The organism is Sphingobium rhizovicinum (genome assembly GCF_042647625.1).
Lineage (GTDB): Bacteria > Pseudomonadota > Alphaproteobacteria > Sphingomonadales > Sphingomonadaceae > Sphingobium > Sphingobium rhizovicinum.
Genome location: NZ_JBHRVU010000004.1, coordinates 895,397 through 910,246, shown reverse-complemented (window position 1 = coordinate 910,246; position 14,850 = coordinate 895,397). Strand labels below are relative to the sequence as shown.

15 protein-coding genes and 1 pseudogene are annotated in these 14,850 nt (G+C 64.9%); 6 read left to right on the top strand and 10 right to left on the bottom strand.

The window, feature by feature from the left end; genetic code table 11:
• The first annotated feature begins 61 nt into the window (after positions 1-61).
• On the top strand, positions 62-1,666 hold the full coding sequence (gene nadB, locus ACFOKF_RS05820; protein WP_380793931.1) for an L-aspartate oxidase: 1,605 nt from the start codon (positions 62-64) through the stop codon (positions 1,664-1,666).
• Between the two features lie 126 nt (positions 1,667-1,792).
• Here the strand turns inward: nadB and ACFOKF_RS05815 are convergent.
• Positions 1,793-2,643 (bottom strand): annotated as a pseudogene (locus tag ACFOKF_RS05815) (alpha/beta fold hydrolase).
• Between the two features lie 172 nt (positions 2,644-2,815).
• Between ACFOKF_RS05815 and ACFOKF_RS05810 the strand changes: the two are divergent.
• Entirely contained in the window at positions 2,816-3,967 is a 1,152-nt protein-coding gene (locus ACFOKF_RS05810; RefSeq protein ID WP_380793930.1) for a serine hydrolase, read from the top strand.
• Between the two features lie 101 nt (positions 3,968-4,068).
• On the top strand, positions 4,069-5,157 hold the full coding sequence (locus ACFOKF_RS05805; RefSeq protein ID WP_380793929.1) for an FUSC family protein: 1,089 nt from the start codon (positions 4,069-4,071) through the stop codon (positions 5,155-5,157).
• 9 nt (positions 5,158-5,166) lie between these two features.
• On the opposite strand, the gene ACFOKF_RS05800 is transcribed toward ACFOKF_RS05805, so the two are convergent.
• The 4 genes from ACFOKF_RS05800 to sdhC all read right to left on the bottom strand — a co-directional run bounded on the left by ACFOKF_RS05800 (position 5,167) and on the right by sdhC (position 8,837).
• A complete protein-coding gene (locus tag ACFOKF_RS05800; protein ID WP_380793927.1) occupies positions 5,167-6,216 on the bottom strand; it encodes a biotin carboxylase in 1,050 nt (349 codons plus the stop codon).
• Positions 6,217-6,313: 97 nt separating this feature from the next.
• Entirely contained in the window at positions 6,314-8,116 is a 1,803-nt protein-coding gene (sdhA, locus tag ACFOKF_RS05795) for a succinate dehydrogenase flavoprotein subunit (protein ID WP_380793926.1), read from the bottom strand.
• Entirely contained in the window at positions 8,116-8,505 is a 390-nt protein-coding gene (sdhD, locus tag ACFOKF_RS05790; RefSeq protein ID WP_380793925.1) for a succinate dehydrogenase, hydrophobic membrane anchor protein, read from the bottom strand. The genes sdhA and sdhD overlap by 1 nt, the downstream gene beginning before the upstream one ends.
• Positions 8,505-8,837, bottom strand: a complete 333-nt coding sequence (gene sdhC, locus ACFOKF_RS05785; RefSeq protein WP_380793923.1) for a succinate dehydrogenase, cytochrome b556 subunit — start codon at positions 8,835-8,837, stop codon at positions 8,505-8,507. The genes sdhD and sdhC overlap by 1 nt, the downstream gene beginning before the upstream one ends.
• Before the next feature lie 261 nt (positions 8,838-9,098).
• Here sdhC and ACFOKF_RS05780 point away from each other — a divergent pair, with 261 nt between their 5' ends.
• The 3 genes from ACFOKF_RS05780 (at position 9,099) to ACFOKF_RS05770 (ending at position 12,219) form a co-directional block, all read left to right on the top strand.
• The gene (locus ACFOKF_RS05780) at positions 9,099-10,433 is read left to right on the top strand and encodes a methyl-accepting chemotaxis protein (protein WP_380793922.1); all 1,335 of its coding nucleotides are present in this window, start codon (positions 9,099-9,101) and stop codon (positions 10,431-10,433) included.
• A 65-nt stretch (positions 10,434-10,498) separates the two neighbouring features.
• Complete coding sequence (locus ACFOKF_RS05775; RefSeq protein ID WP_380793920.1) at positions 10,499-11,491, top strand: 50S ribosomal protein L11 methyltransferase; 993 nt, start codon at positions 10,499-10,501, stop codon at positions 11,489-11,491.
• A gap of 20 nt (positions 11,492-11,511) precedes the next feature.
• Positions 11,512-12,219 carry a dienelactone hydrolase family protein gene (locus ACFOKF_RS05770; RefSeq protein WP_380793919.1) on the top strand — a complete coding sequence of 236 codons (708 nt, stop codon included), beginning with the start codon at positions 11,512-11,514 and terminating at the stop codon, positions 12,217-12,219.
• An 8-nt stretch (positions 12,220-12,227) separates the two neighbouring features.
• On the opposite strand, the gene ruvC is transcribed toward ACFOKF_RS05770, so the two are convergent.
• The 5 genes from ruvC to ACFOKF_RS05745 all read right to left on the bottom strand — a co-directional run bounded on the left by ruvC (position 12,228) and on the right by ACFOKF_RS05745 (position 14,777).
• Entirely contained in the window at positions 12,228-12,719 is a 492-nt protein-coding gene (ruvC, locus tag ACFOKF_RS05765) for a crossover junction endodeoxyribonuclease RuvC (RefSeq protein ID WP_380793918.1), read from the bottom strand.
• Between the two features lie 130 nt (positions 12,720-12,849).
• On the bottom strand, positions 12,850-13,593 hold the full coding sequence (locus ACFOKF_RS05760) for a YebC/PmpR family DNA-binding transcriptional regulator (RefSeq protein WP_298395684.1): 744 nt from the start codon (positions 13,591-13,593) through the stop codon (positions 12,850-12,852).
• 111 nt (positions 13,594-13,704) lie between these two features.
• Positions 13,705-14,031 (bottom strand): heavy metal-binding domain-containing protein, encoded by a 327-nt coding sequence (locus ACFOKF_RS05755; RefSeq protein WP_380793916.1) that lies wholly within the window; start codon positions 14,029-14,031, stop codon positions 13,705-13,707.
• A 148-nt stretch (positions 14,032-14,179) separates the two neighbouring features.
• On the bottom strand, positions 14,180-14,422 hold the full coding sequence (locus tag ACFOKF_RS05750; protein ID WP_093013523.1) for a DUF2312 domain-containing protein: 243 nt from the start codon (positions 14,420-14,422) through the stop codon (positions 14,180-14,182).
• Between the two features lie 55 nt (positions 14,423-14,477).
• Complete coding sequence (locus ACFOKF_RS05745) at positions 14,478-14,777, bottom strand: DUF1244 domain-containing protein (protein ID WP_093083888.1); 300 nt, start codon at positions 14,775-14,777, stop codon at positions 14,478-14,480.
• Positions 14,778-14,850 lie beyond the last annotated feature (73 nt).

The following is a 14,850-nucleotide window of genomic DNA, read 5'->3' as shown; positions in this document are numbered from 1 at the left end:
GGGTTCTCGACAAGCTCGAACCGAACGGGATAGGGAACAGGCCCGGATAATCGAGAAGAATATGCCCATCACCACCCACGACGTCATCATAATCGGTTCCGGCGCGGCGGGGCTGACGGCCGCCATCAACCTCGCGCAGGATCGCAAGGTGCTGGTGCTGGCCAAGGGCGCGCTGGATGGCGGGTCGACCAACTGGGCGCAGGGCGGCATTGCCGCCGTACTCGACGCAGGTGACAGTTTCGAGGCGCATGTCCATGACACGATGGTCGCGGGCGCCGGCCTCAACAATCGCGAAACGGTGGAGTTCGTCGTTTCCGAAGCCCCCGCCGCGATCGAACGGCTCGCCGACCTCGGCGTGCCCTTCAACGGCGGGGAAGAATTTGGCGAACGCTGGCACCTGACCCGCGAAGGCGGCCATTCGCACCGCCGCATCGTCCATGTCGATGACGCCACCGGCCATGCGGTGCAGGTCGCACTGCTCAAGGCCGCGCGCGCCAATCCCAACATCACCCTGATGGAGGATATGGTCGCGATCGACCTCATCACCTCGCGCCATGGGGAGCGCTATTCGGGCGACGGCCATGTCTGGGGCGTCTACGCCTTCAACAAGCAGACCAAACGCGTCGACGCCCTGCTCGGCCGCGCGACCATCCTCTGCACCGGCGGCGCGGGCCGCACCTATCTCTTCTCGACCGCCCCGCGCGGCGCGACCGGCGACGGCATCGCCATGGCCTGGCGCGCGGGCTGCCGCGTATCGAACATGGAAATGAACCAGTTTCACCCGACCTGCCTCTACAATCTGGAGGTCAAGAATTTCCTGATTACCGAAGCTGTGCGCGGCGAAGGCGGCCATTTGAAGCTTCCCCCCGGCGTGCCGGGCGGCGGCGAGCGCTTCATGCCCCGCTTCGACCCGCGCGAGGAACTGGCTCCGCGCGATGTGGTCGCCCGCGCCATCGACCATGAAATCAAGCGCCTGGGCCTTGACTATGTCCATCTCGACATCAGCCACAAAGACCCGGAATTCGTGAAGCACCACTTCCCGACCATCTATGCGCGGCTGCTGGACCTCGACATAGACATTACGAAGGAGCCGATCCCGGTTGTCCCGGCGCAACATTATACCTGCGGCGGCGTGGTGATCGATCTGGACGGCCGCACCGACCTGCCCGGCCTCTATGCCGCCGGCGAAGTCAGCGAAAGCGGCCTGCACGGCGCCAATCGCCTCGCCTCCAACTCGCTGCTGGAATGTTTCGTCTTCGGCGAGGCCGCCGCCAAGCATATCCGCGCCAACTGGGACAGCCTGCCCCCGCCCCCGCCGATCCGCCCATGGGACGAAAGCCGCGTCACCAACAGCGACGAAGAGGTGATCGTCCAGCATAACTGGAAGGAAATCCGCCGCTTCATGTGGGACTATGTCGGCATCGTCCGCACCACCAAGCGGCTGGAGCGCGCCCAGCATCGCATCGACCTGCTGGCCAGGGAAGTGGACGATTATTACGGCAATTTCCGCGTCACGCCCGACCTCATCGAACTGCGCAACCTGCTGGAGGTCGCGCGGCTCGTCGTCCGTTCCGCCCTCCACCGCAAGGAAAGCCGGGGCCTCCATTACACGCTCGACTATCCCGAAACTCTGCCCGACGCCGTCGACACGGTTCTCGCCCCCTGATCCAAAAAAATGGCGCGGCATCCGGGGTAGGGAATGCCGCGCCTTTCAAGGTGAGGAGGGAAGCGCTGCAAGCGCATCCGGGATCTCTTTCCTACGTCCCCTCGCCGAACCATGGTTTGACCTGTGTCAAACAGTCAGAAATTCCCGCAGCGCTGCGTTGAAACGGGCCGGCTGGTCGCCCATCACCATATGGCCGCTGGGACCGATCGCCTTGAGCACCGCGCCCTTGCTTGGCGCATAATCGGCGCGAAACCGGCGGGTGATGGCCGCTGCCTGCTCCGCATCCGATCCCACCGCATAAACCACCTCCAGCGGCGCGGTCAGTCGCGGCAATTGCGGGCCAAGATCGACATTGACCAGATCGCGCAGCGCATTGGCGATGACCTCCGGGTCGCTGCCTTTTGCCCCCGGCGCCTGCGCCACCATCTGCGCCAGATAACGCCGCCCGGCCGCCGTGCCGGTGAAGTAGCCGCTCAACTGGTCAGCCAGAAAGCCCAGCCCGTTGGCCGTGCCGCCCACCATCGCCGCGCCCGCCGGCAGCATGTCGATCACCATCACCCGGCGCGCCAATCCTTTAAGGCCCAGCAACATCGCCAGCGTGCCGCCCATACTGTGCCCCACGATCGCCGGCCGTTTCAGCCCGGCGGCGGCGACATAACGGGCGATCTCGTCAGCGATCGGCGTCAGCAGCGGCCCGCTGGCGTTCGCCTCCGCCGCAAGTCCCGCAAAGCCGCGCACATGGACCAGATGGAAGCGCCATCCCTGCACCGCGCCGATCACCCCGTTCCAGATGCCCGGACCACTGGCAAGCCGGGGATCAGCAGCACGTCGCGCCCCTGCCCCGTGGCAGCCCCCCGCACATTCATCGCGATCCGGCGCGACGTGAAGGGCGCGGCCATCGCCATCCCGCCTTGCGCCATCAGCCCCGCGGCCAGTCCGCCCAGCAGCAGCGCCCGCCTGTTCATTTCCTGCTTCATCCCGCCGCTATTGCCCGCCCGCCGCTGAACCGCAACTGAGCGGGTGTATCCGCCACAGGCTCGCACCGTTCAGCCTCCCTCCATCGCATTTGTGGAATCGTTCGTCGCAGGCCCCTTGCCGCTTCCGCCGCAGGCCGGCCCTAATGTCGCCTTAGAGAGTGCGGGGACGCTAATGACATCGAAAGAAAGCTGGAGCGGGACAGCGCGCTTAGTCCTGTTGATCGCCGCGCTATCCGCCTGCGTGGGCGCGCCCGAACCGCGCCGGGCGCAGGCCGCCGCCGCGCCGCCGCAAAAGCCGCTGCCCAGCCGGCCGCAACCCACCACCAATACATGGCCGATCCGGCAGGTCGCCAATCCGCCCTTGCCCTATCAGGACATTGACCAGCGGGAAACGCCACCGCCGGCGCTGGTCAATGTCGTGCGCAATCTGGGCCAGAGCTTTCGGGGGAAGGTCGGCATCGCCGTCCGCCGCATCGGCTCTGACTGGACGGTCGCGTGGAACGGCAACGCCCTGTTTCCGCAGCAAAGCGTGTCGAAGCTCTGGGTGTCGATGACCTTTCTCGACGCGGTCGACCGGGGCAAGCTGCGCCTGACCGACACGACCACCATCACCCGCAACGACCTGACCCTGTTTCATCAGCCCACCGCCGCGCTGGTGGCGCAAAAGGGCGGCTGGACCACCAGCTATTCGGACCTGATGCGCCGGGCCATGACCCAGAGCGACAACACCGCCAACGATACGATGCTGCGCGCGGTCGGCGGGCCGGACGCGGTGCGAGGATTCCTCGCGCGGCGGATGATCAAGGATATTCGGTTCGGTCCGGGCGAACGGCTGCTGCAATCGGCCACCGCCGGCCTCGACTGGCGACAGGATTATTCGATCGGCCGCAATTTCTACGCCGCCCGCGCAAAGCTGCCCATGAGCGTGCGCGTGAAGGCGCTCGACAATTATCTGGCCAATCCGCCAGATGGCGCCGCCCCGGCCTCGATCGTTCAGGCATTGGCGAAGCTCAAGGAAGGCGACATGCTCTCCTCCGCCTCGTCACGCCTGCTGCTGTCGATCATGTCCGAAGCCAAGACCGGGCCGCAACGGATCAAGGGCGGGGTGCCGCCGGGCTGGCATTATCTGCACAAGACCGGCACGGGGCAGGATTTGCCGCCGCGTTCGACCGGCTATAATGACATCGGCATCATGACGGCGCCGGACGGCACCTGCTATGCCGTGGCGGTGATGATCGGATCGACCACCGTGTCGATTCCCGAACGCTGGGCGCTCATGCAGGGCGTGGCCAAGGCGATCGCCGCCAACCACGAAAAGCGCTGAGGCGGAAAGGCCGGGGGCTAGAGCGCAGTCGAGAATGAGATGCCGCCACATATAGCGTGCGCAATCTGGCAATTCCCGCCTCCCTGGGCCAAAACAGGACTATGGCCCCCGTCGCGAAGCTGGCATCCCGGATCACGCAGCGCACCGTCGATGAAGCGGAATGCGTCGCATCGGTGCTGCTGGCGATCTTGATCGCGCATGTGCTGGGCGCGGCCCATGTGTCCTGGGCGGCCTTTGCCGGCTATATGGTGATGCGCGGCCACGCCGCCGAAACGCTGATGCGCGGGGCGCTGCGCATCGTCGGCACGCTGGCCGGGGGCCTGCTGGCGCTGGGCGCAGCGCCCTGGGTTCTGACATGGTGGCCGCTCGCCGCGCTGGCGATGATGCTGGTCGGCGCCGTCAGCCTCTATGCCGCGATCACCTCGCGCCGATCCTATGCCTGGCTCTTCTTCGGCCTGACCTTCGCCATGGTGCTGCTGGACAAGCTGGAGCATCCGGCCATTGCGCTGACAGATTTCGTGCAGACCCGCATATTGGAAACGCTGGCCGGCATCGCCGCCTGCCTGATCGTCAGCCTCGCCTCCACCCTGACGCTGCGCCGCCGCTGGCCCGCCCCGCCGACCCCGCCCCCGGTCGGCGCCCGCTGGCATCGCAACGCCTTTCGCCACGCCTGTCAGGCCGGGGTGACGCTGGCGCTGCTGGTGGCGCTGGGCGCGGCATTCCATCTGCCGGCGCTGGCGCAGGGGGCGATCATGGTCATGGCCGTCATGGTCCTGCCGATAACAGGCATCGGCCAGAGCGGCCTGGCGCCGGTCAGCCGCCGCATCCTTCAGCGCAGCATCGGCTGCGGCATCGGCGCGCTATTCGCCGCCGCCTTTCTGTTCGTCGCCAATGGTTCACCGGCGCTGCTGCTGGTCGGCACCGCCATCGGCGTGGCGCTGGGCCGGCATCTGGAAAATGGCGATCCGGCGCATCGTTACGTCGGCACGCAATTCACCCTCGCCATCCTGGTCACTCTGGTCCCCGACCGCTATGACGCCGCTGCGCTGGAACCCGCGCTGGAGCGGCTGATCGCCATCTTCGTGGGCATGGGCGTGCTGATGCCGGTGCTGCTGGCCGGCTATGCGTTGGGCGCGCGGCAACCGGCGGCCCCCGTCGGTTCGGCGCAGGAGGAAGCGGGCGGCATATGATGCCCGCCTTTACCAGGCGGCGGCCAGCATCGCCTCCAGCAATTGCGCGAAATCCCAGCCATCGGCGCGCGCCGCAATCGCGGACAGGCAATCCTGATCGTCGCGACCGGGGCGGCCGGGGCCGGTCATGTTGGGTTTCATGTTGAGGTCGAACAGCTTGTAGTCACCATCGCCGTCAGCGCGGCAATCGATGCGGATCACCGCGCGCGCGCCGACCAGTTCCGCCGCGCGGACGCAGGCGTCCAGCATCGCCTGTACGGCGGGCGCGGCCAACTCCCCTTCATCGATCGCGACGCTGTTCGCTGTAACCGCCACATCGCCATTATAGGGCGCAACCCCGTCTTTCTGGTTGAAGCGCCGCACCGGGCGCAGCGCGCGATAGACGCCGTCGACCGGCGGCATCACCGTCACCGTGACTTCCTCACCGCCCAGATATTCCTCGATGATCAGCGTATTGCCGAACTTTGCGTCCGCGATCAGGCCGGTCGCCGCCAGCACCAGAGCCGCCAGATCGCAAACGCGGCTGACGCCCTGGCTGCCCCGCCCGCGCACCGGCTTCACGATCAGGGGGAAGCGAAGGCTGGCCTCACCCAGCGCCCCTTCCACCTCGGCCAGCGCAACGACGCCCGGCCGGGCCGCCTGCGCCAGCAGGAAGGAGCGCGCCACCGACAAGCCCGCCTCCGCCAGCATCCGGTTGGTCGCAAACTTATCGTCATAGCGCTGCATCAATTCGGGCAACTGCCCGACAATCCGCACATGCCCCAGCACGGCCTCCAGCGGATGCCCTTCAAACAGCACGCTATTGGCCCACAGGATCGTCGCGCCGGCCGCCATGGCCGCCGCGATGCCTTCCACCGTATCGGGAAAGACCCAGTCGATCGGCCGCGCCGGATCGGGATCGGCCACCGGCGTCAGCACCCGATGCCCGCGCCCGCGCAGCACGAAGGCGATGTCCGCCCCGCCATCGGAATAGCCGCCGGGCTTGGCGTCCTTGCGCAGGCCGTCGATCACCGGCGGGGGCAACGCCTGATAGAGGATGGCCACGGCGTCCTGCGTCATATCGTCATTCCCGGAAAAATCGGTCTAAAAGCAAAAAGGGGGCCAGCCTTCCGGCTCGCCCCCTTTCCGCATGTTTCGGCCTGTCGGCGCGGCGTTCTTAGTAAACGCGGGCCTTGGGCTTGATATATTCGGCTTCGTCCGTGAGCGTATAGTCATGGACCGGGCGATAATCGAGCGTCACCTTACCGCCCGATCCACCCCAGCCTTCGAACCAGCTGATGGTGTGCTTCATCCAGTTTTCGTCGTCGCGGTTCGGGAAATCCTCATGCGCATGGGCGCCGCGGCTTTCCTTGCGGTTTTCCGCGCTGACCATGGTGCACACGGCCGAAGCCATGAGGTTGTCCAGTTCCAGCGTCTCGATCAGGTCGGTGTTCCAGATCAGCGAGCGGTCGGAGACGGCGACGTCTTCCATGCTCTTGTTGACCTGCTCCATCTTCTTGACGCCTTCGGCCAGCAATTCGCTGTCGCGGAACACGGCAGCATGCTTCTGCATGGTGTGCTGCATTTCGAGGCGAATCTGCGCCGTGGGCGTGCCGCCCTTGGCATTGCGATATTTGTCCAGACGCGACAGCGCCAGATCGGCGGCGTCGGCCGGCAGCGGACGATGGCTGGCGTTGGGCTTGAGATTTTCCTTCAGGTGCAGGCCGGTTGCGCGGCCGAACACGACAAGGTCGATCAGCGAGTTGGAGCCGAGGCGGTTCGCGCCATGGACCGACACGCAGGCCGCTTCGCCGACCGCATAAAGGCCCGGCACGATCACTTCGGGATCGTCGCCAACCTTCGTCACCACCTGGCCATGATAGTTACAGGGGATGCCGCCCATATTATAATGGACGGTCGGGGTCACGGGCAGCGGCTGACGGGTCAGGTCGACGCCGGCGAAAATCTTGCCGCTTTCGGTGATGCCCGGCAGACGCTCCGCCAGCACCTTGGGATCGATATGGTCGAGGTGCAGGAAGATGTGATCCTTGTTCGGACCCACACCGCGCCCTTCGCGCATTTCCATCGCCATCGAGCGCGAGACGACGTCACGCGACGCCAGATCCTTCGCCGAAGGGGCATAACGCTCCATGAAGCGCTCACCTTCGGAGTTGGTGAGGTAGCCGCCCTCGCCGCGCGCGCCTTCGGTGATCAGCACGCCCGCGCCATAGATGCCGGTCGGGTGGAACTGGACAAACTCCAGATCCTGAAGCGGCAGGCCAGCGCGCAGCACCATGCCGCCGCCGTCGCCGGTGCAGCTGTGCGCCGAGGTGGCGGAGAAATAGGAACGGCCATAGCCGCCCGTCGCCAGCACCACCGCATGGCTGCGGAAGCGATGGATCGAGCCATCTTCCATGCAGATGGCGATGACGCCGCGGCATTCGCCATTTTCCATGATCAGGTCGATGGCGAAATATTCGATGTAGAAATCGGCGTCATATTTCAGGCTCTGCTGATACAGAGCGTGCAACATGGCGTGGCCGGTGCGGTCGGCTGCGGCGCAGGTGCGCTGCACCGGCGGGCCGGCGCCCATATTCTGCATGTGGCCGCCGAACGGACGCTGATAGATGGTGCCATTTTCGTTGCGGCTGAACGGCACGCCGGCATGTTCCAGTTCGATCACGGCAGCGGGCGCTTCGCGCACCATATATTCGATCGCGTCCTGATCGCCCAGCCAGTCAGACCCCTTGACGGTGTCGTACATATGCCAGGTCCAGTGGTCGGGGCTGTTGTTGCCCAGCGACGCGGCGATGCCGCCCTGCGCCGCCACGGTGTGGCTGCGGGTCGGAAACAGCTTGGTGATGCAGGCGGTCTTCAGACCCGCTTCGGCGCTGCCCATGGTGGCGCGCAGGCCCGAACCGCCGGCACCCACGACGACCGTGTCATAGGTGTGGTCGATGATCTTGTAGGCTTCGCTCATTACTTGACGACCCCGATGAAGGCGATCTTGGCGATCGCGAAGACGCCTGCGGCAGCGCCGGCATAGGCATAGAAGTTCAGCAGCAGCATCGAGAAGAAGCTGAGGCCCTTGTCATGGACATAGTCCTCCAGCATCACCTGCATGCCCAAACGCAGATGCATGAAGATGCTGACCACCATCAGCATCATCGGCACTGCGACCAGCGGATGGGAAATCCAGCCGACGACGCTTTCATAATCGAGGCCGGGCAGCGCGATCAGGCTGAACAGCAGCCAGAGCACCAGCAGCAGATTGCCGATCGCGGTGTAGCGCTGCGTCAGCCAGTGATGCGCGCCATGCTTGGCCGAGCCAAGGCCGCGAACGCGACCGATTCCGGTTCCGGTTCCCATCAGAATTTCCCCAGACAGATCGCGGCCCAGAAGGCCAGAGTGGCGAGCGTGGACAGGATGAAGGTCATGATCGACCAGATCTTGCTCGTCTTGAGATCATAGCCCGCGCCCATGTCGAGCACGAAATGGCGCAATCCCGAAAAGAGATGCTGGAAGAAGAACCAGGAGAGGCCGGCCATCACCAGATAGCCGATCGGCGACGTCGCGCAGGCAACGAAAGTTGCATAGGCTTCCGGCCCACTTGCGGCGGCCATAAGCCACCAGACAAGGCCAAGCGCGCCGGCGGTCGCCAGCCCGTTGCCCGTCACGCGGTGCACGATGGAGACGGCCATGGCCGGCCCCCATTTCCAAATCGTCAAATGCGGCGAGAGTGGCCGGCTGGTGGAACGCGCCATGTCTACCCTAGTCCTTGATACTTGTCCCTGAGTCCGCTCCCCTTAAGAGCGAAGCGCCAAGAGGGCAAGCAGCGGAAGGCAAGAGAAATCCGATGACCTTTTCGTCACGCCAATCCACCACGCATAAGAAGTGATTAACCACCCTGCGCTAAAGACGACAGGAGAACCGATCACGTCACCATCAGGGGCCGTTCCTTCATGCCGTCCACCCTTCCCTCCGCCAACACGACATCGGACTATCTGGCGGAAGTCGACCCGACCGGCGCAATCGCACGGGTTGCGCGCGAAGTCGGCGAACTGATCAGTGACGATCTGGACAGCGTAGGCGCGATATTTTTCACCACCTATATGCGCGAAACCGGGCTGCAACAGCAGCTGGGCGGCGCGATCATCGCCCGCATCGAATCGGAATCCCGCCGTTATGTGCAGGAAAAGCTGCTGCATTTTGGCGAAGGCCGCTGGGCCGCATCCGCCGCAGACTGCGTGCGCCACGCCCGCAAGCATGGCGTGTCGGTTCGCGCGGTGCTCAATGCCGTCGCCGTCGCCAATGAACGTGTCTGCGATCTGATCTGGGAGCGCACGACCGGCGACGAAACACGCCGCCAGCGCCTGCTGCGCGCGATGCTCCAGATCGCGATGATCGATTCGGGCTTCATGAATAATGTGCTGGCTACCGATCAGGCCGAAACCCAGCGCGCCGAACGGCAGCGCTATGGCACTTTGTTCGAACAGCGCATCGTCGGTGAAATCGACGGCGCGTCGAAACTGGGCGAATCACTGCGCGAACAGGCCAAGGATGCGTCCGCCGCCACGCGCGGCATGCTGGGCAAGGCGTCCGAAGTCGCCGCAGCCGCCGAACAGTCGGCGCTCGCCATGCGCGAAGCCGCCCGCACATCCGCCGGCCTCATTCGCGCGATCGAGGATGCCCGCACCGAAGTCGAAAGCTCCGCCGAAGTCGCGCGCCGCGCATCAGCCCAGTCGGGCGACGCCGTCACCATGTCGGCCACCCTGTCCGAACATGCCAAATCGATCGAATCGATCCTGGGCCTGATCCGCGACATTGCCGGGCAGACCAACCTCCTCGCGCTCAACGCCACGATCGAGGCCGCCCGCGCGGGTGACGCCGGACGCGGCTTTGCCGTGGTCGCGCAGGAAGTGAAGAGTCTGGCCAACCAGACTGCCCGCGCCACGGACGAGATCGCCGGCAAGATCGCCGACATTCAGGCGTCGACCCGCCAGTCGGTGGAAACCAATCAGCGCATCCGCGACACGGTGGGCGAAGTGCAGGCCAGCGCGGAACGCATCCGCCACGCCATGGATGCGCAGGCCCAGACCGTCACCATGATCACCGCCGCCGTCGATGAAACCGCGCTGGCCGCCGATTCGATGTCGACCACCATTTCGGCGATCCGGCAGGACACCGAAGTCGTGGCGTCGGAAATCGACCAGTTGGAACGCGGCTTCGTCAGCGTAGAGGGCAAGCTCGCCAGCCTGCGCCACGCCTCCTCCGACTTTGGCCGGCAGGTCGCCTGAAATCGGGCTGATGCCTGCAAGGGGGCGGCTTCCCCTGCCCCCTTCGCTGGTCTAAAGGCAGCGGCATGAATGATGCCGTCGCCTCCGTCCAAAGCTGGAAAGTCACCCTGCCCTGCACCCGCGCCGAAGCCGAAGCGCTGGACGGGGAAATCGCCGCCTTCGCCCTGATGGAACGGCCGCCAGTGCTGATGACCAGCGAGGCGGCGGATGATGAAACGGTCTGGCGGCTCGACGCCTATTTCGAAGGCAAGCCCAGCCCCGCCGCGATCAAGCTGCTCAAGACGCTGGTGCCCAGCGCTTCCGGCACCAAGCCGCTGATCGAAGCGCTGCCCGACGAGGATTGGGTGACGATGAGCCAGCAGGGGCTGGAACCTGTCACCGCCGGCCGCTTCCATGTCCGCAACATCGCCAGCGACCCGGAGCTCCCCGGCTACGTCAATCTGCTGATCGAGGCTGGCCGCGCCTTTGGCACCGGACAGCATGAAACCACCGTAGGCTGCCTGGCCATGCTGGACCGCATGCGGCAGGTCGGCATGCGCTTCCGCAACGTCGCCGACATCGGCACCGGGACGGGCCTGCTCGCCTTCGCGGCGTTGCATCTCTGGCCCCGCGCCCACGCCATCGCGTCGGACATCGATCCGGTCGCGGTAGAGATCAGCGCCGACAATGCGCTGGAAAATGGCATCAGACTGGGCGACGGCGCGGGCCGACTGGCGCTGGTGACGGCCGCAGGGGCAGACCATGCCGCAATCGTCGGCCGGGCGCCCTATGATCTGCTGATCGCCAACATATTGGCCGGGCCGCTGATCGAACTGGCGCCGTCGCTCTGTGCGCTGGTGGAGGATGGCGGCACGATCGTTCTCGCCGGCCTGCTGAACGAGCAGGCGGACGGCGTGATCGCCGCCTATCGCGCGCAGGGCATGCGCCTGGCCGAACGCAGCAACCGGGGCGACTGGCCCACGCTGCGCCTGCGCAAGCGGCCCAGCATCGGATGGAAGCGCCCCCGACGCATCAACAGCGCCGCGCGCGGCGAAGCCCCCGGCTTCGGCAGCATCTGAATACAGAGGAGACAAGCCCCATGACGATCACCCGCCGCATCATCCTGCATGACGGTTTTGAAAGCATGGCGGTGGTGGACGCTGCCTCCGCTGCCCCCGCACCGGGCATCCTGCTGTTCCCCAACATATTGGGCACCAAGGAAGCCGACTTCGCCTATGCGGAGAAGGTCGCGGCGTTGGGCTATGCCGTGCTGGTCGCCGACGTCTTTGGTCAGGGCAAGCGCACCAGCCGGTCGGACGCCAATCCAGGCCTCTACATGGACCCGCTCAACGCCGACCGCGCCCTGCTGCGCGATCGCGTCAATGCGGCGCATGCCGTGCTGAAGGCCATGCCAGAAGTCGACGCCGCCCGCACTGCGGCGATCGGCTTCTGCTTTGGCGGCCGCTGTGTACTGGACCTTGCCCGCTCCGGCGCGGATATTGCCGGTGGCGTCAGCTTCCATGGCGTCTATCAGGCCCCGCCCTTCCCCAATGCGCCGATCACCGCCAAACTGCTGATCTGCCATGGCTGGGAAGATCCGATCGCCCCGGCCGAAGCAACCGTCGCGCTGGCGAAGGAACTGACCGAGGCGGGATGCGACTGGCAGATTCACGCCTATGGCCATACCGGCCACGCCTTCACCGACCACGAAGTGAATATGCCGGACAAGGGGCTGGCCTACAGCCCGGACGCCGACCGGCGCAGTTTCCGGTCGGCAGTCGATTTTCTGGGCGATCTGTTCGGGTAAGGATCGGGTCAGCGCGTCGGCACACGCCGCGCGCTGGCCAGATGATGGGCGTGGGTGATCGCCACGGCCAGCGCATCCGACGCATCCGGCCCGGCGATCTTCGCGCCGGGCAGCAGGCGCGACACCATGGCGTGCACCTGATCCTTCGACGCATTACCAACGCCCACGACGGATTTCTTGACCAGGCGGGCGGCATATTCGCCCACTTCCATGCCCGCCCGCGACGCATTGAGCAGGATGACACCCCGCGCCTGCCCCAGTTTCAGCGTCGATTGCGGGTTCACATTAACGAACACCTCCTCGACCGCCGCGCCATCGGGCCGATGTTCGAGGATGAGGTCGGTCAGCGCGAGGTCCAGCGCCAGCAGCCGGGTCGCCAGCGACATGCCCGAATCCGTCTTGATCTGGCCATTGCCGATATGGGTCAGCCGATTGCCGTCGGCAGAAATAATGCCCCAGCCGGTCGTGCCAAGGCCGGGATCAAGTCCGAGAAGGATCATTGAAAAGAAATCCGTTCGCTTCGAGCGAAGTCGAGAAGCACTGCGCTTGGCGTGTCTCGACCTTGGCCTGCCCTGAGCGGCTGCCTTGACAGGCAGCCGAAGGGCTCGACACGAACGGAATTGAGCATTGTCAGCCCAGCTTTTCCATCACTTCGTCCGAGACTTCATAATTGCCCCAGACGGTCTGGACATCGTCATCATCTTCCAGCGTGTCGACCAGCTTCATCAGCGTGGCGGCGTTGCTTTCGTCGACTTCGACGGTGGTGGTCGGCTTCCAGGCGAGCTTGGCGCCGTCCGCCGGGCCAAGGCTGGCTTCCAGCGCCTTGGCGACTTCGTGCAGCGCGTCCATCGCGGTCCAGATTTCATGTTCGTCCTCGTTGGACGACACATCTTCCGCGCCCGCTTCCAGCGCCGCTTCGAAAATCGCTTCGGCGTCCCCGGCGCTCGCCGGATAGGTGATGAGGCCCAGGCGATCGAAGCCATGGCTCACCGCGCCCGAAGACCCCAGATTGCCGCCATTCTTGGCGAAGGCGGTGCGGACATTGGTGGCGGTGCGGTTGCGATTGTCGGTCAGCGCTTCCACGATGATCGCGGTGCCGCCGGGGCCATAGCCCTCATAGCGCACTTCTTCGTAATTCTCCGTGTCGCCCTTGCTCGCCTTGTCGACGGCGCGCTGGATATTGTCCTTGGGCATCGACTGGGCCTTGGCGGCGTTGATCGCCAGACGCAGGCGCGGGTTCATGTCCGGATCGGGCATGCCCATCTTGGCCGCGACGGTGATTTCGCGGCTGAGCTTGGAGAACATCGAGGAGCGCTTCTTGTCCTGCGCGCCCTTGCGATGCATGATGTTCTTGAATTTGGAATGGCCTGCCATAAGTCCTGAATTCTTATCTGCCGGTTGAAAGTGATGGGCGCCCTTACACCAGCGGCCGCCCCAAGGGCAACCTCCGGCACGGGCCGATGCCTCACGCCATGATCGGCAGGGTCAGTAGACGATGGCCGTGCCGGATGCCGACACCATCAGCATCGATCCGTTGGAACCGATGACTTCATAATCAAGGTCGACGCCGACCACGGCATTGGCGCCCATGGTCGCGGCGCGCGTGCGCATTTCGGCGATCGCCTGCTCGCGGGCGCGTTGCAGCACATCTTCATATGCGCCCGATCGCCCGCCAACGATGTCGCGGACGCTGGCGAACAGGTCGCGGAACAGGTTCGCGCCCACGATCACCTCTCCGGTGACGATGCCAAGATATTCCTTCGCGGGCCTCCCCTCCAGACGGCTGGTGGTGCTGACGATGATCTCGGCCATGGGCGTGTCCTTTTTGCAGAGCTGCGGCGCCAGCCCGCTCCCCCCCACCCGGCCGCCCATCAGGACACCATGTCTGGGTGGCCGGGTGGGGGAGCGGGCTGGCGCCGTATCAAAAATGCGCATTTACGCGCATTTTTCCAATAATTGCTTATTCCATACCCAGAGCAGCCAGATAGGTCTGGAGCACAGCTTCCATTTCCTGCCGGTCATGCGGCTGCATCTTGCGCAGGCGAATGATCTGACGAATGATCTTTGCGTCGTAACCGGTCGCCTTGGCTTCCAGATAGACGTCCTTGATATCGTCGCCGATACCCTTCTTTTCTTCTTCCAGACGCTCGATGCGCTCGATCAGAAGACGTAGCTGGTCGGCGGCGACGTTGCCCTCGCTCATGTCATAACTCCATGTCAGTGTGAATCAGCCAAGTGAATCAGGTCGGCGGACGCCTCTAATGGGTGTCGGCGTTCTTCGCCACACTCTCCTGCATCTTTGCGATCTGCTGTGGCGTGGCTTCGCCCTGATGCTGCGCTTTCCAGTCGGCAAAGGGCATGCCGTGGATGATCTCGCGGGCCTGATCCTTCGTCAGATTGCCGTCCGCCTCCGCGATCCAGTCGGCCAGGCAATTGCGACAAAAGCCTGCGCTGCCCATCAGATCGATATTCTGGACGTCGGTGCGGTGCTGCAAATGCGCCACCAGACGGCGGAAGGCGGTTGCAGCAACCGCATCTGTGAGTATGCTATCGGTCATCGGCGATCCTTTTCGCTGATCTACATCATCCTGTCGTGCAGCACGGATAACCCATAACGACGCCCTGACAAGG